General features: G+C 47.4%; 20 protein-coding genes and 1 other annotated feature. Of the genes, 1 reads left to right on the top strand and 19 read right to left on the bottom strand.

Annotated features, from left to right (window positions below):
• Positions 1-214: 214 nt before the first annotated feature.
• The 10 genes from pyrE to lspA all read right to left on the bottom strand — a co-directional run bounded on the left by pyrE (position 215) and on the right by lspA (position 12,745).
• A complete protein-coding gene (gene pyrE / locus ACFSVM_RS17485; RefSeq protein WP_076313215.1) occupies positions 215-856 on the bottom strand; it encodes an orotate phosphoribosyltransferase in 642 nt (213 codons plus the stop codon).
• Positions 853-1,593: an orotidine-5'-phosphate decarboxylase gene (pyrF, locus tag ACFSVM_RS17480; RefSeq protein WP_305728143.1), complete on the bottom strand. Its 741-nt coding sequence runs from the start codon at positions 1,591-1,593 to the stop codon at positions 853-855. The genes pyrE and pyrF overlap by 4 nt, the downstream gene beginning before the upstream one ends.
• A 106-nt stretch (positions 1,594-1,699) precedes the next feature.
• Complete coding sequence (gene carB, locus ACFSVM_RS17475) at positions 1,700-4,918, bottom strand: carbamoyl-phosphate synthase large subunit (protein ID WP_090725411.1); 3,219 nt, start codon at positions 4,916-4,918, stop codon at positions 1,700-1,702.
• A 1-nt stretch (position 4,919) separates the two neighbouring features.
• Complete coding sequence (carA, locus tag ACFSVM_RS17470) at positions 4,920-6,062, bottom strand: glutamine-hydrolyzing carbamoyl-phosphate synthase small subunit (protein ID WP_076313218.1); 1,143 nt, start codon at positions 6,060-6,062, stop codon at positions 4,920-4,922.
• 96 nt (positions 6,063-6,158) lie between these two features.
• Complete coding sequence (locus tag ACFSVM_RS17465) at positions 6,159-7,463, bottom strand: dihydroorotase (RefSeq protein ID WP_090725410.1); 1,305 nt, start codon at positions 7,461-7,463, stop codon at positions 6,159-6,161.
• 108 nt (positions 7,464-7,571) lie between these two features.
• On the bottom strand, positions 7,572-8,486 hold the full coding sequence (locus ACFSVM_RS17460) for an aspartate carbamoyltransferase catalytic subunit (protein WP_076313220.1): 915 nt from the start codon (positions 8,484-8,486) through the stop codon (positions 7,572-7,574).
• The gene (pyrR, locus tag ACFSVM_RS17455) at positions 8,483-9,037 is read right to left on the bottom strand and encodes a bifunctional pyr operon transcriptional regulator/uracil phosphoribosyltransferase PyrR (RefSeq protein WP_076313221.1); all 555 of its coding nucleotides are present in this window, start codon (positions 9,035-9,037) and stop codon (positions 8,483-8,485) included. The genes ACFSVM_RS17460 and pyrR overlap by 4 nt, the downstream gene beginning before the upstream one ends.
• 798 nt (positions 9,038-9,835) lie before the next feature.
• Positions 9,836-11,089: an LL-diaminopimelate aminotransferase gene (locus ACFSVM_RS17450; protein WP_090725526.1), complete on the bottom strand. Its 1,254-nt coding sequence runs from the start codon at positions 11,087-11,089 to the stop codon at positions 9,836-9,838.
• Positions 11,090-11,307: 218 nt separating this feature from the next.
• Entirely contained in the window at positions 11,308-12,249 is a 942-nt protein-coding gene (locus ACFSVM_RS17445) for an RluA family pseudouridine synthase (protein WP_090725408.1), read from the bottom strand.
• A 4-nt stretch (positions 12,250-12,253) separates the two neighbouring features.
• Positions 12,254-12,745, bottom strand: coding sequence for a signal peptidase II (gene lspA / locus ACFSVM_RS17440; protein WP_090725406.1), 492 nt, complete (start codon positions 12,743-12,745; stop codon positions 12,254-12,256).
• A 224-nt stretch (positions 12,746-12,969) separates the two neighbouring features.
• Between lspA and ACFSVM_RS17435 the strand changes: the two genes are divergently transcribed.
• Positions 12,970-13,704, top strand: a complete 735-nt coding sequence (locus ACFSVM_RS17435; protein ID WP_090725405.1) for a TraR/DksA C4-type zinc finger protein — start codon at positions 12,970-12,972, stop codon at positions 13,702-13,704.
• Between the two features lie 41 nt (positions 13,705-13,745).
• Here the strand turns inward: ACFSVM_RS17435 and ACFSVM_RS17430 are convergent, their stop codons facing one another.
• The 9 genes from ACFSVM_RS17430 to ACFSVM_RS17390 all read right to left on the bottom strand — a co-directional run bounded on the left by ACFSVM_RS17430 (position 13,746) and on the right by ACFSVM_RS17390 (position 21,959).
• Complete coding sequence (locus tag ACFSVM_RS17430) at positions 13,746-14,030, bottom strand: DUF5665 domain-containing protein (RefSeq protein WP_371264569.1); 285 nt, start codon at positions 14,028-14,030, stop codon at positions 13,746-13,748.
• Positions 14,031-14,263: 233 nt separating this feature from the next.
• A complete protein-coding gene (gene ileS / locus ACFSVM_RS17425) occupies positions 14,264-17,353 on the bottom strand; it encodes an isoleucine--tRNA ligase (RefSeq protein ID WP_090725402.1) in 3,090 nt (1,029 codons plus the stop codon).
• A gap of 71 nt (positions 17,354-17,424) precedes the next feature.
• Positions 17,425-17,699: a binding site (T-box leader), on the bottom strand.
• A gap of 79 nt (positions 17,700-17,778) precedes the next feature.
• Entirely contained in the window at positions 17,779-18,288 is a 510-nt protein-coding gene (locus ACFSVM_RS17420) for a DivIVA domain-containing protein (protein ID WP_076313226.1), read from the bottom strand.
• Between the two features lie 136 nt (positions 18,289-18,424).
• Positions 18,425-19,207: a YlmH family RNA-binding protein gene (locus ACFSVM_RS17415; RefSeq protein WP_076313227.1), complete on the bottom strand. Its 783-nt coding sequence runs from the start codon at positions 19,205-19,207 to the stop codon at positions 18,425-18,427.
• A 35-nt stretch (positions 19,208-19,242) separates the two neighbouring features.
• Entirely contained in the window at positions 19,243-19,512 is a 270-nt protein-coding gene (locus tag ACFSVM_RS17410) for a YggT family protein (protein ID WP_090725400.1), read from the bottom strand.
• Positions 19,513-19,519: 7 nt separating this feature from the next.
• Positions 19,520-19,987 carry a cell division protein SepF gene (locus ACFSVM_RS17405; RefSeq protein WP_076313228.1) on the bottom strand — a complete coding sequence of 156 codons (468 nt, stop codon included), beginning with the start codon at positions 19,985-19,987 and terminating at the stop codon, positions 19,520-19,522.
• Between the two features lie 5 nt (positions 19,988-19,992).
• A complete protein-coding gene (locus ACFSVM_RS17400) occupies positions 19,993-20,682 on the bottom strand; it encodes a YggS family pyridoxal phosphate-dependent enzyme (RefSeq protein ID WP_076313229.1) in 690 nt (229 codons plus the stop codon).
• Positions 20,683-20,688: 6 nt separating this feature from the next.
• On the bottom strand, positions 20,689-21,558 hold the full coding sequence (gene pgeF / locus ACFSVM_RS17395) for a peptidoglycan editing factor PgeF (RefSeq protein ID WP_090725398.1): 870 nt from the start codon (positions 21,556-21,558) through the stop codon (positions 20,689-20,691).
• A 95-nt stretch (positions 21,559-21,653) separates the two neighbouring features.
• Entirely contained in the window at positions 21,654-21,959 is a 306-nt protein-coding gene (locus tag ACFSVM_RS17390) for a YlmC/YmxH family sporulation protein (protein WP_256209778.1), read from the bottom strand.
• Positions 21,960-22,152 lie beyond the last annotated feature (193 nt).

Genomic DNA, 22,152 nt, shown 5'->3' with positions numbered 1-22,152 from the left:
CCTGCGTTTTTCTGCTGCGAAATGGGTTTCTTATAACAACTCACCCCCAAACACCACAAGGAAATAACTAGAATATAATTACAAATATTTCTATCTGCATTATAAACGACAGGAAACAGGAATAAGTTACAACCTTTTAAAGATAAATTTCATTTGTTTGGATCAACAAAAAAACGGCCCTCCGCAGGGCCGCCTATCTATAGAACCTTTTATATTACACTCCAAATGAACTTGGATCTTCACGCCAGGAGCGAAGCAAAGCCAGATCCGCCTCGGCAATAGCTCCTTCACGCAGAGCCACTTCAGTCAGCGCTGTATAATTGGACAAGCTTTGCAGTGGAATTCCTGCTTCTTCAAAAGCCTTCGCTGCCCGATCCAGTTGATAGCTGAAGATTGCCAGTACGGCAAGCGCATCAGCACCCGCTTCCTGTACCGCCTTCGCAGCCTTCAAAGAGCTTCCTCCAGTGGAGATTAAATCTTCAATGACGATGACTTTTTGCCCCTCGCGGACAAGTCCCTCAATCAGGTTTTCTTTACCGTGTCCTTTGGCCTTATCGCGAATGTAAATCATCGGAAGGCCCAGCTTCTGCGCAACAAATGCGGCATGAGGTATGCCGGCCGTTGCTGTTCCCGCGATCACTTCTGTTTCGGGATATTGCTCGCGAATCACAGCTGCGAACGATTCAGCGATGAGATCACGGATTTCGGGATAAGACATCGTGAGCCGATTGTCGCAATAGATCGGAGATTTAATGCCGGAGGTCCAGGTAAAAGGCTGATTCGGGCGCAGTGCCACCGCCTTAATCTGTAACAATTTGGATGCCAGCTGTTCTGGAATTTGCGTTAGTGTTGTCATTGATTCATCATCTCCTCAATAATTTGCTCTACTGCTGCTCTTGGGTTCTCACTGGCTGTTATAGGTCTGCCTACAACGATGAAGCTGCTGCCTCCAGCAATGGCTTGTCCGGGTGTAAGAATTCGGGACTGGTCACCTACCGCACTTCCCGCAGGGCGAATACCTGGTGTAACTGTATAAAACTGATGTCCACAGGCTTCTCTGATTGCAGCTACCTCCAGTGGTGAAGCAACCACACCGTGAAGTCCCGCTTCCTTGGTGAGTAAGGCATAGCGCACAACAGCCGTCTCGACATCGCCTGGAATGCCTATTTCATCGTTCATCGTCGCTTGATTGGTACTTGTCAGCTGGGTTACTGCGATAATCGTCGGAACTGTAAGTCCTTCCTCCTCCGCTGCCTGTTTCGCTCCTGTCAGTGCAGCAGACATCATCTCCTTGCCCCCCGCTGCATGAACGTTGAACATATCCACACCCAGCCGGGTTATGCTATGTGAGCCACCCTTCACTGTATTGGGAATATCATGCATTTTCACATCCAGAAATACAGAATACCCTTTCGCCTTCAGCTCCTTCACAAAGGATGGTCCTGCCGTATAGAATAGCTGCATTCCGACTTTCATGTAACAAGGTATTCCCTCAAGACGGTCGATCAGCTGTCTGGCACTGTCTGCATCTGGATAGTCCAATGCGACCATGAGGCGTCCGGCCATCTCTTTATATTCAGAAGTTAATTGCATCCGCCGCTCTCCTCCATTCCATTTCTTTTGTTCGTTATAAAGGACATCGGATAAAGCCCGCTGATTCAGAGCTCTATCGATGTCCTTAAGATATTGTTTATACGAATCAGCGGCTGAACGCTGGCATGGATTCGGAGGAGAAGTTAATGGTCTCCAGCATTTGCAGAAGCGCGCGTACTGTATCCAGAGAAGTCATACATACAACCCCGTTTTCAACGGCTTCCCGGCGAATACGGAATCCGTCACGCTGCGGCGTTTTACCTTTTGTCAGCGTATTGAATACGAAGTTCGCTTCACCTGTACGAATCATATCCAGAATGTTCGGGGTTCCTTCGCTCAGCTTGTTGACTGTTTGCACCGGAATTCCCGCCTTAGCGAGTGCTTCCGCAGTACCGCCAGTTGCAATAATCTTGTAGCCAAGCTTGTAGAAGCCGCCGAGCAGAGATACGGCCTCGTCTTTATCTTTATCCGCTACAGTGACGATGATGGCACCGGAAGACGGAATCTTCATGCCCGCTCCAATCAGCCCTTTATACAAAGCCTTCGCGTAAAGTACATCACGGCCCATAACTTCACCCGTAGATTTCATTTCAGGTCCCAGCGTAGGTTCCACACGGCGCAGCTTCGCGAAGGAGAAGACCGGTACTTTAACCGATACATGGTCACTCTCCGGCCATAACCCATCCACATATCCTTGATCAGCTAGCTTGTTGCCAAGAATTGCCTGGGTAGCCAGATTCGCCATTGGAATACCGGTTACTTTACTCAGGAATGGAACGGTTCTTGAAGATCTAGGGTTTACCTCGATGACATACACATCATCCTGATAGATAACAAACTGAATGTTCACGAGTCCAATCGTTTTGAGTTCCTTCGCAATTCGGATCGTGATATCCACAATTTTTTCTTTCAGATGTGCTTCTAGATGCTGCGGAGGATATACCGCAATCGAGTCACCGGAGTGAACACCTGCGCGCTCCACATGCTCCATAATGCCCGGAATCAGGACCGTTTCACCGTCACAGATTGCATCGACTTCAACCTCTTTACCCAGCATATAGCGGTCAATCAGCACCGGGTGCTCAGGATTAATCTTCACCGCCTGCTCCATGTAGCTGAGCAGCTCGCTGTCAGAGTAAACGATCTCCATCGCACGTCCGCCAAGTACGTAGGAAGGACGCACCAGCACCGGGTAGCCCAGACCTTGTGCAGTGCCGACAGCCTCGTCTACAGAAGTAACCGTGCTGCCTTGCGGCTGTGCAATCGACAATCGGGACAGCAGTGCTTCAAATTTCTTGCGATCTTCCGCTTCGTCAATGCTCGCAAGATCCGTACCCAGTATCTTCACACCTGCTGCAGCAAGCGGTGCAGCCAGGTTGATTGCGGTTTGTCCACCGAACTGCACGATGACGCCGATCGGGTTCTCCTGCTCAATTACGTTCATTACGTCTTCGAAGAACAATGGCTCAAAGTAGAGTCGGTCAGACGTATTGAAATCCGTGGATACTGTTTCAGGGTTATTATTGATAATAACCGCTTCGTATCCCGCTTTTTGAATCGCCCATACCGCGTGGACTGTGGAATAGTCGAATTCGATACCTTGGCCGATCCGAATCGGACCCGAACCCAGTACCACAATCTTCTCCTTGTCGGAAGGAAGAACCTCATTCTCGGTTTCATAGCTTGAGTAGTAGTATGGTGTGGTTGCTTCGAACTCCGCTGCACACGTATCTACCATTTTGTAGACCGGGCGCAGGTTTTGAGCCTCACGCAATTCACGGACTTCACTTTCCTTCGTATGAGCTGTCCCTGGTTGACCTTCAGCACGAAGCTCGGCAATAGAACGGTCAGTAAAGCCCATGCGTTTCGCTTGATACAATGTTTCCGCAGTCAGTTCTTTCTCTGACCGAATCTGGTCTTCGAATTTGACGATGGCTTCAATCTTATCAAGGAACCACCAGTCGATCTTTGTAATATCCTGAATTTCTTGAAGCGTGTATCCACGACGGAATGCTTCAGCGACTAAGAACATACGTTCATCGTCCGGTTTAGCAAGGCGGTTTCTAAGTACCTCATCTTCGAGTGTTGCCGCTTCTTTTAGATAGATGCGGTGGACACCAATCTCGAGAGAGCGGACAGCCTTATGGATGGACTCTTCAAAAGTACGCCCAATCGCCATAACCTCGCCGGTTGCTTTCATTTGAGTACCCAGCTTGCGGTTGGCGGATGTAAATTTATCGAATGGCCAGCGCGGGATTTTACTTACGATATAATCCAGCGTCGGCTCAAAGAATGCATAGGTTTGACCTGTTACCGGGTTAATGATCTCATCCAGTGTGTAGCCGAGTGCGATCTTGGCCGCCATTTTGGCAATCGGATATCCCGTTGCTTTGGAAGCCAGTGCAGAAGAGCGGCTGACACGCGGATTAACCTCGATAACATAGTATTGGAAGCTTTGCGGATCCAGTGCAAATTGCACGTTACATCCACCCTCAATGTTCAAGGCACGGATAATTTTAAGTGACGCCGAGCGAAGCATTTGATATTCGCGGTCGGACAGCGTTTGGCTTGGAGCCACGACGATACTATCGCCTGTATGCACGCCAACCGGGTCAAAGTTCTCCATGTTGCAGACAACGATACAGTTATCGTTAGCATCCCGCATGACTTCATATTCGACTTCCTTCATTCCCGCGATACTCTTCTCAACGAGGCACTGTGTAATCGGGCTGTAACGAAGACCCGAAGCTACGGTCTCAAGAAGCTCTTCTTCATCTGCACAGATACCGCCTCCTGTTCCACCCAGCGTATAAGCAGGTCGAACAATGATTGGGTATCCAATCTCATTAGCGAATTTTACTGCTTCTTCTACTGTTGTTACAATCGTGCTTTCGGGTACCGGCTGTTCAAGCTCACGCATCAGTTCACGGAACAGATCGCGATCTTCCGCTTTCTCAATCGAAGTAAGCTGGGTTCCGAGCAATTTTACATTTTCACTTTCCAGTACGCCGGCACGAGCCAGTTCCACTGCCATGTTAAGACCGGTTTGGCCCCCGAGCGTTGGAAGCAGGCCGTCTGGACGCTCCTGACGAATGATTTGGGTGACAAAGTCGAGAGTGATCGGTTCGATATATACTTTGTCTGCCATATTGGTGTCAGTCATAATTGTAGCTGGGTTGCTGTTAATAAGAACAACTTCCACGCCTTCTTCTTTGAGCGCTTGGCACGCTTGGGTCCCGGCATAGTCAAACTCTGCAGCCTGACCGATGACGATCGGGCCGGACCCGATGACAAGAATTTTCTTGAGGTCTTTATTAATAGGCATGTTAGCGTGCTCCTTTCCCTGCTGCGGCAAGAACGGCTTGGCGCGGCTTCTGAGGGTTGTTTTGTTTATGTTCACGAATCATATCAAGGAAGCGGTCGAACAGATAGGAATTATCCTGTGGACCTGGTGCTGCTTCTGGATGATACTGCACTGAGAAAGCAGGGTATTTGGTATGCTTCAACCCTTCAATCGTTTTGTCATTGTTGTTGATATGTGTAACTTCCAGATCTGTTCCTTTAATGGATTCTTCGTTAACTGTATAGCCGTGGTTCTGGGAAGTAATATAGCAGCGTCCTGTTTCAAGCTCCTTCACCGGATGGTTACCGCCGCGATGTCCGAATTTCAGTTTTTCCGTATTTGCACCTGCTGCCAGAGCGAACAGCTGATGTCCCAGACAGATCCCAAAGATCGGATATTCACCCAGAAGCTCAGATACCATCTTGACTGCATGAGGCACGTCTTTTGGATCCCCAGGGCCGTTAGAGAGCTGAATTCCGTCCGGATTCAATCTGCGGATCTCTTCTGCCGTCGTGTCATGAGGTACGACCACAATGTCACAGCCGCGCTTGTTCAGCTCACGCAGAATCCCTGTTTTCGCACCGTAGTCAACAAGTACGATTTTTTCGCCGATGCCAGGGCTGTTATATACATGTTTCGTAGAAGTCAGAGGCACTTGGTTGCGAAGCTCATCAATCGTCGTATCACCCATCATTTCCAGAAGCTCTTCAACCGACTTGGAGCCTGTTGTCAGAATCCCTTTCATGGTTCCCTGATGGCGAATGCGGCGTGTCAGCATCCGTGTGTCGATATCGCTGATTCCGATAATTCCGTGCTCTTTGAGCAGCATGTCAATGCTGTATTCAGCGCGCCAGTTGCTTGGCACAGGTTCATACCGGCGGGTTACAAACCCATGCACGTATGGACGGATCGATTCAAAGTCATCCCGGGTAATTCCATAGTTTCCGATCAGCGGATAGGTCATTGTTACAATTTGTCCGCAGTAAGATGGATCAGAGAGCACCTCTTGGTAGCCCGTAATTCCTGTATTAAAAACGACCTCACCTGTTTGCTCACCTTCAGCCCCGAATGCTCTGCCTGTGAACAATGTGCCGTCTTCTAGTAATAATCTTGCTTGTGCCTGCATCCAACTCACTCCTTCGTTGTATCTCTTTCATATTTAAAATGTGCTTACATAATGAATTGATAAGATAATAGTGCGTAAACCATATTGATTACTTGTTTAGCTTAATGTTGGATCAGAGTATACCTTCTTGCCGTCTACAAAAGTCATAACCGGCCAGCCCTTGAGCTCCCAGCCTGTAAATGGAGTATTGCGTCCTTTGGTCGCAAACTCGTTCGGATCAACCGCGCGAAGTCCTTCAAGATCAATGATGGTGACATCCGCGATGGCATCCTTCTCAAGACGACCTGTATCCAGTCTGAATACCCGCGCAGGCTCAGCTGTCATTTTGTCAACAAGAAACTTGAGCGTCCATTTTCCTGTTTCCACGAACTTGGTATAGAGCAGCGGAAATGCGGTCTCAAATCCGACAATTCCGAATGGAGCGAGCTCCATCCCTTTGGCTTTCTCCTCCGCGCTGTGAGGTGCATGGTCAGTGACGATCATATCGAGCGTTCCGTCCTCAAGCCCCTTGATGCAGGCTTCAACATCACGACGGGATCGAAGTGGAGGATTCATCTTCCAATTCGCATCCAGACCCGGAATGTCTTCATCTGCCAGTATCAGATGGTGAGGACATACCTCAGCCGTTACTTTAATTCCGATTTCTTTCGCCTGGCGGATCAGTCTTACGGATTGCTCTGTACTTACGTGGCAGACATGGTAATGAACACCTGTTGCTTCTGCCAGCAGAATGTCGCGTCCTACATGGATTGCCTCAGACTCGTTTGGAATCCCTTTGAGTCCATGCTTCCTTGCGAACTCTCCTTCGGCTACACATGCGCCTTCTACCAGAGAGTTATCTTCACAGTGAGCAATGACCGGCATATCCAGCGAAGCCGCTAAGGCCATCGCATCCTTCATCATCTGCGCGCTCTGCACACCAACACCATCGTCTGTAAAACCGATCGCCCCTGCTGATTTAAGTGCTTCAAAGTCGGTCAGCTCACGGCCCAGTTCATTGATCGTAATAGCTGCATAGGGCAGTACTTTTGCCAGATTTGCTTCCTGTGCTTTATTCAGCACCAGCTGCACCGTTTCCGGATCATCTGTGACAGGTCTCGTATTCGGCATGCAGGCGATGGTAGTAAATCCGCCTTTTACAGCAGAACGGCTGCCGGTTTCGATCGTCTCTTTATGCTCAAATCCCGGCTCCCTAAGATGTACATGCATGTCGATCAGCCCTGGGACAACCAGCTTGCCTGCCGCATCAATTTCTTCTAGATCTGTATTTTCTGATGCGAAGTGACCTGCATTTTCATCCATAATGTCTACAATTTTGCCATCCGCTATCATAATGCTTTTCCGTTCAAGTTCCCCTTCTTGATTCAGCACGTTCGCATTCTTTATAAAATAAGCTTTCATTTAGATCCTCCGCTCCGGTCACCCATCTACGTTATTCAAGATGTTTGTACCTGTTTAATGTTGGTAGCTGATATTTTTCTCTGTCTTGTCTTCTACTCTCATTCCTATTTATAGAAGCAATGCGCGTTCCATAACCGCCATCCGGATTGGAACTCCGTTCGACATTTGCGGGAAGATCCGGGAAGCCGGACTCTCTACGACCGCGTCATCAATTTCAACATTCCGGTTTACCGGAGCAGGGTGCATGATAATTGTGCTTGGATTCAGCTTCGCGGCACGCTCTTCTGTAAGTCCGAACTGCTCACGATACTCATCTGCCTTCATATCAATGCCTTTATCATGTCTTTCCAGCTGAACTCTCAGCATCATGACTACATCCGCCTTGAGTGCTTCATTAATGCTGATATAGGGCGCGTGTGCTTCGAGCTCAGGAGCCTTCATCATGTCTGGTGCACAGAACTTCACGTTCGCGCCAAGTTTTTGCAACGCCCACAGATTGGAGCGTGCTACTCGGCTGTGCTTGATGTCTCCGATGATGGACACATTCAGTCCCTTGAGACTTCCAAAAGTCTGACGCATGGTATACAGATCCAGAAGCGCCTGTGTTGGATGCTCGTTATTCCCGTCTCCTGCGTTAACCAGAGGCACTTTCACCTTCTCAGCAAGCTGCGCAAGTACGCCTTCCGGCTTCAATCGAATCACGCCAGCGTCAATTCCCATCGATTCAAGCGTGCGTACCGTATCGTAGATCGACTCTCCCTTGGCTACACTGGAAGCCGCCGCAGCGAAATTTAATACTTCAGCACCCAGTCGTTTCTCCGCCATTTCAAAAGAAAATCTCGTGCGTGTGCTGTTCTCAAAAAACATGTTTGCTACGAATTTGGACGCAAGGACCGGAACAAGCTTCTCCTCTTGTTTATCCCAGTGTGCCGCCCGATCCAGAATTGACTCGATCTCACTTGCTGCCAGACCCTTCAGTCCCAGCAGGCTGCGCTCTCTAATACTTTTTGCAGTTAGTATCATGCTTCATTCCCCCGGTTCTGATTAATGGTGACTTCGTCTTTACCATCAACTTCGATCAGAGCAACCTCGATCGATTCCGATCTTGAGGAAGGAACATTCTTCCCGATAAAATCAGGTCTAACCGGCAGCTCGCGATGACCGCGGTCTGCAAGTACGGCAAGCTGTATCATTTGGGGGCGGCCGATATCCATCAAGGCATCCATTGCAGCACGAATGGTTCTGCCTGTGTAGAGGACATCGTCGAACAAAATTACTTTTTTATTGTGAATGTCAATGTCCAGCTGCTGCTTCATGCTTTGTCTTACATCTGCCTCCACATTCCGGTCATCCCGATAAGGGGTGACATCGAGGTCAATGCAGGGAACCTTCTTCCCTTCAATTTCCTCAATCTTTGCTGCGATGCGTTCTGCGAGATATACACCGCGTGTGCGGATGCCGACAAGAATACAGCCTTCAATCCCTTTGTTTTTCTCCAAAATCTCATGTGCAATCCGGGTGAGTGCTCTGCGAATTGCGATCTCATCCATAATGACGTGTGCTTCACCGCTCATGTTGTTTAACCTCCTCCTGGGTTTCCTTGCTTTCTTATGGTCCCGTGATGAGATAAAAAAAACTCCCTGCCGTTAAACTTGGGCAAGGAGTCTCAAAACCACGGCTACGCACGCCGGGTTACTAAGCTCTAAAGGACATACGGAAACAGCAGCCGCAGCTAAAGATCCGGGTCCAATCACGTTACCTTGCCAGTCTCACGGGACTGATTTAAAGGTGCTATTCATGTTATTGCGCCGGCATGTAACCTCTCTGGATTACTCACATTCCTACGCAATTTTTCATCGACATGAATTATGACAGAAAGCTTATCCTCTGTCAACACCTTAACCAAAAAGAAGCACCAAGTGAAGTAATAAACATTACACAGCGATGAGATTTATACAAAATTATCAGAGAAATATACATTAAACATTCATTATTTTTAATAATTATACAATAAGTTCGTATATTTATCCACTGTTCTTTTTTGATGCTTAGTTATCGGCACAGTGACCTTTGAAGCGATCCTCTCATTAACCGGATTCAGGCAATGTACGCAAAAAAAGAGACCCCTAAACAAAGGGTCTCTTACCTTACGTATTTAATAATTAATGGTCATCCTTGGCAAGTCTGCGGAACATAGCTGTAATACCGATTCCGCCCAAGACCATAATAACTGCGATCATTGCGATAAATTCCATAAAATTATGCCTCCTTCATGGATTTCTTATATATAGTTTACCTCAATTCAGAGGACTTTTATTAATCAATCCGTGACAAAACTATGAAAGGTACCACATGGTATATTGGGATTAGGATTAGAATTCGAACTGAATATCACTTAGCCGGCGTTTTATTTCACCGATTACACGCTGCTCCTCTTCTTCACCGCTTGCTTCGAATGTAACAGAGAAACGGACAAAATGACCGGCATCGTCCCACGGTACAGAAGAAATGAGCTTCTCACGTATCAGAAACTGGGAGAAGTCTTCAGCGGATTCAAAACGCCGGCCCCCAACAATTCCTGATGGAGCTTCAACGTACAAGTAGACGGAGCCTTTTGGCTTCTCTACTCGGAAGCCCAGCTCATTTAATGCCAGTACCAGCATATCATGACGACGGGAGTACTTCTCTGTCATTTTCAACGTAATTTCTGGATGTGCAAGTCCATAAGCAGCTGCTTTTTGAATAGCCATAGATTGCCCTGAATCATGATTGTCTTTTATTTCGCTGAACGCTTTGACAACAAGCGGATTCCCCGCTGCAAACCCCATGCTCCAGCCTGACATATTGAACGATTTGGAGAGGGAATGAAGCTCTACGCCCACATCTTTGGCACCTGGTACAGACAAGAAGCTGAATGGCTTGAGACCATCATACGTAAGAGCTGCATAAGCTGCATCATGCACTACAATCACATTGTACTTCTTAGCCCACTCGATCACTTCAGTGAAGAATTCAGCTGTTGCGCTAGCACCTGTTGGATTGTTCGGATAATTCAAATAAATCAGCTTCGTACGAAGGGCAATCTCTTCTGGAATCGAAGCGAGGTCGGGCAGGAAATGGTTCTCTTTGGTCAATTGAACATTGTAAACCTCTCCGCCCAAATACTTCGTATGCGTTCCCATAGCAGGGTAACCCGGCACAGTCAGAACAGCAACATCACCTGGATTGATAAATGCAGAAGGAATGATGGCCAGAGCGGACTTGGATCCGGAGGAATAAACGACCTCCGTCTCAGGATCGATATCTTCTACACCGAATACCTCTGCAAGATATGCTGCAGCCGCTTCTTTAAATTCTGGAATTCCATTATTTGCATACCCGCGATTTTCCGGCTTCGCAGCCTCTGCAGCTAGTGTCGCAGCGATTCCTGTATCCATCATTTCATTTGGATCGTAAGCGCCCAGGTTAATCAGTTCAATGTCGGGAAAATTTTTATTCGCCGCTGCCATTGCGCGTTTGATTTTATCCAATTTATTGTTGTTTGCCGATTTACCATAGTTCGGACCGCCGATTCGATCAGCAAAGCAATTCTGAATATACGTTTCTTGGTATTTGTCAATGCTCATGAGTGTCCCATCCTCCCTTGTAACCAGTTTGCATTTCGGAAAATGCCTGTCACACTTATTACCCATTGGATTGAGGTTTTCCACCAGTTTGCATTCAATCACCATGAAATATTCAGGCATGCTGTAGTTTCTCTTCTCAATAAATCATAAAGAAAGAGCCGCACATCACTGCGGCCCTTTCGGTTTCTATATAAGAATCGAACATATAAATGAACAGCTTATCTGCTTCGAAGTGAAGCGAGTACATCTTCCATATCTTGAGGCAGAGGGGCATTAAATTCGAGAGTTTCGCCTGAATCCGGATGAACGAAGCCCAGCGTTGCCGCATGTAATGCTTGTCCATTCATCTTCACACCCTTGCTTCGTCCATACATCGGATCTCCAACAAGCGGATGACCAATAAACTTCATATGCACCCGAATTTGATGTGTTCTTCCGGTCTCCAGCTTGAGCTCTAACAAGGTGTAATCCCCAAGCCGCTCCATCACGGAAAAATGAGTCACCGCATGCTTGCTGTTACGCTCCGTTACGGTAAACATCTTCCGATCATGCGCATCCCGGCCAATAGGCGCATCAATGGTCCCCTGATCATGCTGAACATGTCCATGAACCAGTGCAATATAACGTCTATTGACACTATGGTCTTTAAGCTGCGCCGCAAGCGATGCATGGGCTTTATCATTCTTCGCAGCCATCAGAAGTCCTGACGTATCCTTATCAATTCTGTGTACAATACCTGGACGCAGTTCTCCGTTGATACCAGACAGGTCATGGCAATGATACATCAGTGCATTTACTAACGTGCCCGAGGCGTGGCCTGGCGCGGGATGTACAACGAGACCTCTCGGCTTGTTAACCACAATGACACTTGAATCTTCATAAACCACTTCAAGCGGAATATTCTCGGGCAGTATTTCGACCGCGGCAACCTCGGGTACAACAAGCTCAATCTTGTCTCCTGCCGCCAGTTTATAGTTTGACTTTACTTGGCTGCCGTTCACGGTCACCTGACCATCACCAATCCAGATTTGAACCTGGGACCGGGATACGCCCTCCATACTGTCAGCAATATATTTATCAATTCGTTCCTTAACGAAATCCGCCTCAACGGTCCATTCTTGGATGTCCTGGCCTGATTCCTGATCGGACCGATCTGTCATAGATTTATTCCTTCCCTTCCTTTTGGCTCTGTGCCGCCTGCTTCTCACGTCTTGATTCAAGCAGTGTGTCCAATATGATTAAGCCTACACCGACGACAATCGCAGAATCGGCGATGTTAAAGATCGGAAAGGTGTAGCTTCCAAAATTAAATTTAAAGAAATCGACAACCTCGCCCATCAGCAGTCGATCGATAAAGTTGCCAAGTGCACCGCCAAGCACCATAGCAAGAGCTACAGGTAATATTTTATCCGGCTGTGATTTCACCTTGTAGATATACCAGATCAAGGCTACAGCTACAATCGTTGTTACCACGATAAAGAACCACGTCTGACCCTGCAAAATACCGAAGGCCGCTCCACGATTCCGATGGGAAGTGATCAAGAAGAAATCGCCAATTACGGATATTTCCTCCCCAATGGTCATCCGAGTTGCAACAAGCCATTTTGTACCCTGGTCCACTAGAAAAACAATTAGTGCAATGACATAATATATCACCTTTTTTTGTCACTCCGATCCTTCTCTTTTACCATTCCATGGGTAATGCCTCGTATATTGTAGCACAAGGTCACGAACAGCGTCTATTTTAAGCTGGCTCCTGGGAATGGACGGCCATGGTGAATCATTTTTGCAAAATCCTCCTTCTCTAAAATTGAACAAATCAGCACACTCTATACAGACAAACCGATGAAGGATAAGTTCAACTAAAGGAGTAGACCGCCATGACGCATCTGACGAAGCAGGAATGGAACAGCTTGAAGAAGCAGCTTCTTGAGCAGCAACACGATATCGAGCAGCGCGAGAAGGAATCCGATCATTACGGGCTTAGCGGATCAACACGTTATGAAGCCGGAGAGTTAACGACTTTTGATAATCACCCGGGTGATGTTGCAACAGAAATGTATGAACGTGAAAAAGATATTTCGCTGAATGAGCACGATGAATTTATGCTTGAACGAATCACAAGCGCGCTGAATCATATGGAAGAGGGCGATTACGGTATATGCGCCGTATGCAGCAAGCCGATTCCTTATGAACGGCTAAATGCGGTACCGTATACTATTTTCTGCAGAGAACATGCTCCTGAAACCTCGGTATCTGAGGACCGTCCGATCGAGGAGGAATTTCTTAGCCCTCCGTTCGGCAGAACAAGCCTGGATGAAAAGGATACCCAGAATGGATTCGATGGTGAAGATACCTGGCAGATTCTCGAAAATTACGGAAATTCCAACAGCCCCGCTCTTCAGGAAGGCAACAATAACGATGATTATGATGCCATGTACATGGAGGCTGCCGAGGAGATTGATGGCTGTGTTGAAGCGTATGAGAGCTTTCTCGCGACAGACATTTACGGCCAGAACGTATCCGTTGTACGCAACAAGCAGTACAGAAGATATTTGGAGAATCACGAGGGCATGAGCATTTTGGAGCCGGATGTTATTGAAGATGAACTATAGTTCGTCCGCCTAAAGCGAATACCATCTAATGCTTAAGCGCTCTAATATGTATCCAGCTCCAATTGTCTCTGTACGATGCGGACAATATCGGCAATGTAATCCCCGACAATCGGTAAATTCAGCGCGCCAAGCTGCTGAAGAACATACACAATTGTCGCAGCAAAAAAGGTGAATCCGATCGCAATCCCGACCCCTCTTGCTGTTCCGGATAACAAATTAAGCCAGATCAGTCGCAGAGGCTTGTGCAGCAGTCTCGTATAATCTGCAATCCTTGATTTCTCCAGATCAAGAGCGAGCTTCTGAAGAACACTATGCATCTCATCCATCTGTTCGTTCATTTGCTTCACTTCTGCGGAATAATGCTGACGAATGCGTGATCTTCGCCGAATATTGTTCATAACGAAAAAGGCCTCATTCCTTCAATTATTTCAGTAAATATGAAACGAGCCGTAAGACGAGGGAGTTATCCTTCGGCATTAGCGGCTCGCTTTCACATGCAATTCTTTGCTATTATGTCCGCTTTACCGGCATTTTAGCCGGAAAAGCTTCCTTATTTTTTCTAGTGAATCTTCACACCAATCGTTCTCGAACCGGCTTCTACCCGTTCCATATCATCCGATGCGCCAAACGCCAAATCCGTAACCAATACGTTCTCGCGAAGGACGGATTCAAAAGCTTCAATCGCTGTTCTCAGCTCATGATCCACATCCAGTGTCAGGTTTACACGCTTCTCAATCGGAAGATCAAGCTTCTTACGCGTATCCTGTACCGCACGGACCACCTCACGAACCAGACCTTCCTGTTCAAGCTCAGGCGTTATCTCCGTATTCAATGCAACGGTCAGTCCATAGCCGGAAGCTGCCGCAAAGCCTTCTTTTGCTTTTTTCTCAATCAACAGCTCTTCGCTAGTCACTTCCAGCTCTGCTCCGTCCGGTGAAACGATATTGAACTGGCCGGCTTCAACAACTGAACGAGTATCTTCTGCACTCATCGCTTTAAAATGATTTTGCAGGAAGCCTACATTCTTGCCGTATTTCTTACCTGCTACTTTCAGATTAAGTTTAAGTGTAAAGTCAACAAATCCACTGTCGCTCGTCTCCACCTCAATACTCTTCACGTTAATCTCATCCTTGATGATTTCTTCATAGCCAGGCAGATCAAAGTCATGACTGAGCGATACAATGAGGGCCGACAACGGCTGACGGGTCTTGATCCCTGTCTCGTTACGAACATTCCGTGCAAGCTCAACAATGTTACGAGCCGTTTCCATATCCTGCTCCAGCTTCTCATCAATCAGAGCTTCATTCGCTGCCGGATAATCGGTCAGATGCACGCTGCCCTTTCCTCCAAGGTTACCGTAGACATCTTCGGACAGCATCGGTGTAAATGGAGCCATCAGCTTAGACAACGTTAAGAGTACCTCTGTCAGTGTGCCATACGCTGCAAGCTTATCCTCAGTCAGACCGCTGCCCCAGAACCGATCACGGGAACGGCGGATATACCAGTTACTCAATTCGTCGACAAATACTTCAATCGCTTTCGCCGCATTCAGGAAGTCATTCACCTGAAGTCCCTTGCTTACTTTTGCAATGAGGGAGTTCAGGCGTGACAGCACCCAGCGATCCAGCTTATTCTCGGATCCTTCGAATGGATGCTTCTCTGGATCATATCCATCAATGTCAGCATAGAGCGCAAGGAAGGCATGGGTATTAACAATCGTGTCAATGACTTTGGATTTGGCTTCTCCGACGATGCCCTTGGAGAAACGCTTGCTGTTCCATGGAGCACTGTCTGCCAGGAGTGCCCAGCGGAATGCATCCGTACCATACTCCTCAATGATTTCCCAAGGATCAATTACATTTCCTTTGGATTTGGACATCTTCTGCCCGTTCTCATCCAAAATATGACCTGTTGCCATTACAGCCTTATAAGGTGCTTTACCTGTGAACAAAGTAGAAACAGCCAGCAGGCTGTAGAACCAGCCGCGGGTCTGATCAATTCCTTCACAGATCATGTCCGCAGGATATTGCTGTTCGAACGTCTCTTTGTTCTCAAACGGATAATGATGCTGTGCATACGGCATCGACCCGCTGTCAAACCACACATCGATCACTTCTGAGGTCCGTTCCATAACTCCATTCTCACAGTGTGTACAATGTACCTTCACTTCATCAACGTAAGGCTTATGAAGCTCAAGCTCCGGACTTACTTCAGAGGTCGCATGCTTGCGCAGCTCTTCGTGGCTGTGAGGAGCGAACTGGCCTCCACAATCCTGACATACCCACACGTTCAGCGGAGTACCCCAGTAACGGTTACGACTGATGTTCCAATCCACCAAATCCTCAAGGAACTTACCAAAACGTCCTTCACGTACGTGTCCTGGATACCAGTTCACCGTATTGTTGTTGGCGATCAGCTGATCCTTTACTGCCGTCGTTTCAATAAACCAGCTGTCCATAGCATAGTACAGAAGAGGAGATTTACAGCGCCAGCAGAATGGATAGCTGTGCTCAATTTTTTCCTTGCTGTACAGCAGACCCTGCTCAGACAGATGCTTCACGATATCAAGATCGCAATCCTTAACAAAACGTCCGGCGAAATCGGTAACTTCCTCGGTATACTTCCCTTCCGAATTCACGACACTGACAAAGCTGATTCCATTCTCACGACAAGTCTTGTAGTCATCCTCACCATGAGCGGGAGCCATATGAACAATCCCTGTACCGCTGGCATCCGTAACAAAGCTTGCTCCAACCACGATATTCGCTTTTTCGGCTGAAATATAGTTGAACGGCGGAGTATAAGTCAAGCCAACAAGCTCAGAGCCTTGCAAGGTGGACAGCACCTCGTAGTCACCCTTCATCACTTTCTCGACGAGATTTTTCGCTACGATATAAATTCCGTCTTCCTGCTTAACACGTGCGTATTCCATTTCCGGGTTAACAGCAAGCGCAACGTGAGACGGGAGTGTCCAAGGCGTCGTTGTCCAAGCCAGGATGTACTCATCACGGTCATGAAGCTTGAACTTCGCTGTTGCACTAAGGTCCTTCACATCCTCATAGCCTTGTGCCACTTCGTGAGAGCTGAGTGTCGTCTGGCAGCACGGGCAATAAGGGCTTACCCGGTGGCCCCGATAGAGCAGGCCTTTGTCATGAATCGTAGCCAGGATGTTCCATACACTCTCGATGTAGGTGTTATCCAGTGTTACATAAGGATGATCCAGATCCGTCCAGTATCCGATCGCTTCCGTCAGCTCACGCCATTTATGCTCATATACGAATACGCTCTCTTTACATTTCTTAATGAATTCTTCAACACCATAATTCTCAATTTCTTGTTTTCCGCTGATTCCCAGCTGTTTCTCTACACCGAGCTCCACCGGAAGACCATGCGTATCCCAGCCTGCCTTGCGGACAACCCGGTATCCGTTCATCGTTTGGTAGCGGCCGACAAAGTCCTTAATTACACGGCCCAGCACGTGGCCAATATGTGGCGCTCCATTCGCTGTAGGCGGTCCTTCATAGAAGACATAATTAGGTCTGCCTTCACGATTCTCGATTGATTTCTTAAATGTATCTTCCGTCTGCCATTTTCCCAGGATTCGCTGCTCACGTGCGCGAGCCTTCTCCTTGACGTCAACTCGTTTCATCCATCTCTTCCTTTCATCAGTTACCTTTGGTGTAATACAACTCCAAGAAAAAATAAAAAAGCCCCGCCCCAAAAAGGGACGAGACTGTTCTCGCGTTACCACCCTAGTTCCGTCATCTGTCTGCATGTGACAAATAAACGGCGCTCTAATCCTTATGTGACTGCCATAAGGAGCCGATGTAACGTTCGGCACACGGTTCGGCTTAATTGCAGCTGCTGCAGCATGCTTTCAGCTTCACTTCTCCGGGATGATATTCAGCCATGGTCCGCTTCATTGGCTCGCACCTACCGCCAACTCTCTGTAAACGAATGCTCATGAGCTTACTGGTTCCCATCATCAAACCTGTATTATAATTTACATATAACAATATTTATAGCCTCTTTACAGCAAAAAGTCAACCTGACAGATGACCTGTGTATTTGGTATTAGTAAATTTCCTTCATTTCGCGCTCGCGCTCACGAACTTCCTGCTCCCGGTTCTCCAGAGCTTCCCAGCCATCCACACTCAACAGCTCCAGTTGAGCTTCAACAAGCGTGCGGAAACGAGCTCGGTAAATAGAAGCCTGCTTCTTGAGCTCCTCAACTTCAAGCGAAATTTTGCGTGACTTAGATAAAGCTTCGTTCACGATCCGGTCTGCATTCTTCTCTGCTTCCTTCACAATGAGCTGAGCTTCCTTCTTCGAATTGTTCTTCACTTCATCAGCAGCTTCCTGCGCAACAATAATGGTCTTGCTGAGCGTTTCCTCAATATTAGCAAAATGATCCAGCTTCTCCTGCACGGACAGCAACTGTGTGCTTAGCTCCTTGTTCTCACGGATAACAGCCTCGTAGTCTTTGATTACTTGATCCAAAAACTCATTGACCTCATCCTCATCATAACCACGAATACGGCGGGCAAACTCCTTATTATGTATGTCCAGCGGCGTTAGTGGCATGCTGTCCACCTCCTATAGTATTAACCTCTTGATTAGAGAGGCATTGAACTTCATTTTATTTATCGGTCCAGTACATCATTTCATAAACTCTGACCTAAAGATTTCGACAAGAAAACAAGAATTCCTGCAAATCTATTTACACAAATTTACCCACTTTCACACGAAACCGACCTTTCTTGGTCATTCCGTCGGTTTCCATCACTTTAAAACGCCCCAAGCCTTGGACAGATACGACGTCCCCTGCCTGCAGCATTTTGGATGGATCCTCTGCCACCTTCCAGTTCACTTTGCAGCGTCCTGCCTTAATCGGTGTAAGAATCTTGCTCCGGCTCAGTCTATACACATCGCTTGCAATCCCGTCCAAACGCAAAGAAGCCACCGTCAGATCCATCATCTGGAGAGCAACATCACTCGTCCGAAGCTGATCTATCGGCAGTATGTCCGTAAATACATTCATCCGATGCACTTGGTGTAAATGAAGCGAGAAATAGTCTGCGATCTCTCTGGCAACAACGGTGTGGCATCCGTCATCCAGGACGTGAATGTCACCGAGCTTTCCACGTTTGAGCCCAAGGCTCAGCAGCGCCCCCATGTAATCCCCGTGATCGAGCTGCAGAAATTTTTGATCCGCCGAAGTAATGCTTAGAATAGCAAGTCCCATATCCTCACCATCTAGATAAGCATAGTCAGGAGCAATCAGTGCTCTTTGACGCTCCGCATTAGCAGAGCCGCCTTCCATACGCACTTGTACATCTCCTCTGCGATTCGCCAGCGTATCCAAAATATAGGCCTGGCGCGGGTCCAGAAAGTCCGTCAGCTTCATCTCATGATACTGTCCGGCACGTTCCACCCACTCCCAGGCCTTGTCTACAAAATCCCGTTCATCGGGGTGAAAATGTTCATAAATGTCTGTACGCATTTCATAATCACCCTGTTAATCATTTTAATCGTGTCTTAAGTGAAAATTCCTTGTAGTATAGCGTTCAAACCCATTGCAGCATACCTCAGCGCAATAATGGCTATAATCGGGGAGATGTCGAGCATTCCGAAAATAGGCGGTATGAATCTGCGGAAAGGAGCAAGGTATGGCTCTACAAGCTTGCCCAATATTTCTCCGAACTTAGACTCTCTTGCGTTAGGCAGCCAAGACATTAGGATGTAAATAATGATCATCCAATAGTAAATGTTAACCAAGCTGTCAACAAATCGAACTACGAATTCCAAAAACCTGTCACCTCATTCTGTTGTAATCTACTTCGCTGTCGTGATCTGTAAGTATTTCCGCGATGGTTCCTTGTATTTCAACGGTGTCGGGTGTACAGAGAAAAATGTTTCCGCCGATTTTGGAAATGCCTCCGCCAAGCGCATAAACGGTTCCACTTAGAAAATCAATAATGCGAAGAGCCTGATCCTTACGCACACGCTGCAAATTGACAACAACGGTCCGATGGGATTTGATATGATCGGCGATCTCCTGTGCTTCATCGTAACTACGCGGCTCGTACAGAACGACCTTTACATTTTTTTGGGAATGAATGCTTACGACATTATTGCCCTTCTGGTTTCTACGTTTATCAAAGCTCGGCGTTTCAACTTCTTGTTCAGGTTCTTCTACGCGTGTGTTAACCTGCTCGCGTTCTACAACCTCTTCTTCTTCTTGAAGACCGAAAAAATTCATAAATTTATTCACTACACTCATCTCCTTTAGCCCTCCTCTTTACCTACGAGAACACTTCCCAGCCTCACCCAAGTTGCACCTTCCTGAATTGCAATCTCATAATCATTGGACATTCCCATCGACAGATCCGTCAATGGTTCATGGGTCAGGGCTTGTCTATTCAAGTCGTCTCTCAGTTCACGAAGTCCACGAAATACGGGACGCGTCCGTTCCGCTTCTTCTTCATAGGGGGCCATTGTCATAAGTCCGGCGACTTGAACATGCTTAAATTCACGAATTTCTTTGAGCAGCGGAACAGCCTGCTCGGGCTGAAGACCATATTTCGATTCTTCACCGGATATATTCACCTGCAGCATACACTGTACTTTAATGTCCAGCTGCGCTGCCTTCTTCTCGATCTCGCGAGCGAGAGACAATCGGTCTAACGAATGGATATATGGAAACTTGCCAATTACATCCTTCACTTTGTTTGTCTGAAGATGTCCGATAAAATGCCATATCCCCCGATGGCCGAGCGTATTCCATTTCTCCTCGGCATTTTGCCATCGGTTCTCGCCAATATGTACCAGTCCGCTGCCAAGCACTTTCTCTGTCATCTCGGCAGATACATACTTCGTTACCGCGATTACATTCACACTTTCTCTATTACGTCCGCTTGCCTCACAAGCAGCATGGATGCGTTCATCCACATACTGTATTCTCTCCTCCAGTGACAAGGAGGGTCACCTCTCTTCCAATCCAATCCAGCTTGCCATTCTGCCTGTTATGCCGCCTTCCTTACGATAACTGAAGAATAGCTCAGGGTGGCAGCTTGTACACCATGATGTACATTCGATATGATCCGGCAATATTCCTGCTTTCATCATAATGTGTCGATTGACTTCTTTCAAGTCAAGCATGCTTTTTCCTTCAGGTGCAGGCTGATGCGCCTTCCTGTATGCAGAATCCTTATATTCATCTTTACCCTGTTCAAGTTCGTACAAAACCTTAACCCGGTCCATCACATAATCATCAACCTCATAGCAGCAGCTTCCGATCGACGGGCCAATCGCCGTCCGAATATCTGCTCGTTTACTTCCATAATGCTCTTCCATCCGTTCAATCATACGTTCTGCAATCTTCTGGACCGTCCCCTTCCATCCAGCATGGGCGAGACCGACCACTTCGTTGACCGGATCATAGAAATAGAGCGGAACACAATCCGCATAAAATGAAGTCAGCAGCACACCCCGGACGTTCGTCAGTAATCCGTCCGTATCCTGAATCGCTGACTCCCGATTCAAGAAGCCCCTGCCTCGATCTGCTTCGGTTACGATGGCAATTTCACTCTTATGTACTTGCTCACCGCATGTCCACGCCTCTGCCGGTATTCCAATCTCCTCAGCGATGCGCCTGCGATTCTCAATGACATCCTCAGGGTTGTCTCCTACATGATAAGCACAGTTGAGACTGCTGTATGGTGCAGTACCGACACCTCCGGCACGGCTTGTATATCCTGTAATAAGTCCATTACTTTTTGAATAGGAATTCCAGGGCTCTATTGCAAACAGCTTCGGTCCACTGTCCTTATTATTCAACACAAAAGGTTCCATGCTTGTATATCACCTCGTTCTTCTTTAGGAACATCTATACACCAGTGTACCAAAAAATCATCCCTCATGTCTCTTTAGGGGAGACTAGACTCCTTCTAGAATCCCTTTCGTTCCCCTTCGCGCCGCTCTGTACGTTCGTTATAGGCATCCTCAGGCTTCGCTTCCTTCACTTCATCCATCTTCACAAGCACGACGTCCGAACCGATCTTAACAATATTTCGCCAAGGAATAATCAGATCTGCGCCTCCACCAAACAGCCCCATGAATCGGCTGTAGCTGGGTACAACGATAGACTCAATGCGTCCCTGCCGCAGGTCCAGCTCCAGATCACTGATTTGGCCCAGTCTTTTCCCATCCACAATATTAATGACATCCTTGGTTTGAAAATCCGATATTTTCATCGCTCTCACCGTCAGATCTCCTGAGCTCATCTTATCCTCACATCCCGCTCTTATTAATTGAATCCTTATATCAATATATGTTTGGAACGCCCAAAATGTCCTTTTTTTTATTCAGGCTTGGTCGCCTTGGGACAATAATAAAACCTCCAGCTCCGCGCTGCATACGCGAAAGTGGAGGTTAGTTTGAAAATGA

Origin of the sequence: Paenibacillus shunpengii (assembly GCF_042684905.1) — a bacterium.
Taxonomy (GTDB): domain Bacteria; phylum Bacillota; class Bacilli; order Paenibacillales; family Paenibacillaceae; genus Paenibacillus; species Paenibacillus shunpengii.
Note: the sequence above shows the minus strand (reverse complement) of the source record. Positions and strands in the feature narration are given on the sequence as shown.

Excerpts from the sequence above, each read along its gene's own strand:
- ACFSVM_RS17405 (WP_076313228.1), bottom strand. The coding sequence starts at position 19,987 with ATGAGTGTAGTGAATAAATTTATGAATTTTTTCGGTCTTCAAGAAGAA.
- pyrF (WP_305728143.1), bottom strand. The coding sequence starts at position 1,593 with ATGCAATTAACTTCTGAATATAAAGAGATGGCCGGACGCCTCATGGTC.
- ACFSVM_RS17420 (WP_076313226.1), bottom strand. The coding sequence starts at position 18,288 with ATGCCACTAACGCCGCTGGACATACATAATAAGGAGTTTGCCCGCCGT.
- pyrR (WP_076313221.1), bottom strand. The coding sequence starts at position 9,037 with ATGAGCGGTGAAGCACACGTCATTATGGATGAGATCGCAATTCGCAGA.
- ACFSVM_RS17390 (WP_256209778.1), bottom strand. The coding sequence starts at position 21,959 with ATGAAAATATCGGATTTTCAAACCAAGGATGTCATTAATATTGTGGAT.
- ACFSVM_RS17415 (WP_076313227.1), bottom strand. The coding sequence starts at position 19,207 with ATGCGTACAGACATTTATGAACATTTTCACCCCGATGAACGGGATTTT.
- ACFSVM_RS17460 (WP_076313220.1), bottom strand. The coding sequence starts at position 8,486 with ATGATACTAACTGCAAAAAGTATTAGAGAGCGCAGCCTGCTGGGACTG.
- ACFSVM_RS17465 (WP_090725410.1), bottom strand. The coding sequence starts at position 7,463 with ATGAAAGCTTATTTTATAAAGAATGCGAACGTGCTGAATCAAGAAGGG.
- ACFSVM_RS17435 (WP_090725405.1), top strand. The coding sequence starts at position 12,970 with ATGACGCATCTGACGAAGCAGGAATGGAACAGCTTGAAGAAGCAGCTT.
- ACFSVM_RS17445 (WP_090725408.1), bottom strand. The coding sequence starts at position 12,249 with ATGACAGATCGGTCCGATCAGGAATCAGGCCAGGACATCCAAGAATGG.
- ACFSVM_RS17450 (WP_090725526.1), bottom strand. The coding sequence starts at position 11,089 with ATGAGCATTGACAAATACCAAGAAACGTATATTCAGAATTGCTTTGCT.
- ACFSVM_RS17430 (WP_371264569.1), bottom strand. The coding sequence starts at position 14,030 with ATGGATGAGATGCATAGTGTTCTTCAGAAGCTCGCTCTTGATCTGGAG.
- pgeF (WP_090725398.1), bottom strand. The coding sequence starts at position 21,558 with ATGGAACCTTTTGTGTTGAATAATAAGGACAGTGGACCGAAGCTGTTT.
- carB (WP_090725411.1), bottom strand. The coding sequence starts at position 4,918 with ATGCCTATTAATAAAGACCTCAAGAAAATTCTTGTCATCGGGTCCGGC.
- ileS (WP_090725402.1), bottom strand. The coding sequence starts at position 17,353 with ATGAAACGAGTTGACGTCAAGGAGAAGGCTCGCGCACGTGAGCAGCGA.
- carA (WP_076313218.1), bottom strand. The coding sequence starts at position 6,062 with ATGCAGGCACAAGCAAGATTATTACTAGAAGACGGCACATTGTTCACA.
- pyrE (WP_076313215.1), bottom strand. The coding sequence starts at position 856 with ATGACAACACTAACGCAAATTCCAGAACAGCTGGCATCCAAATTGTTA.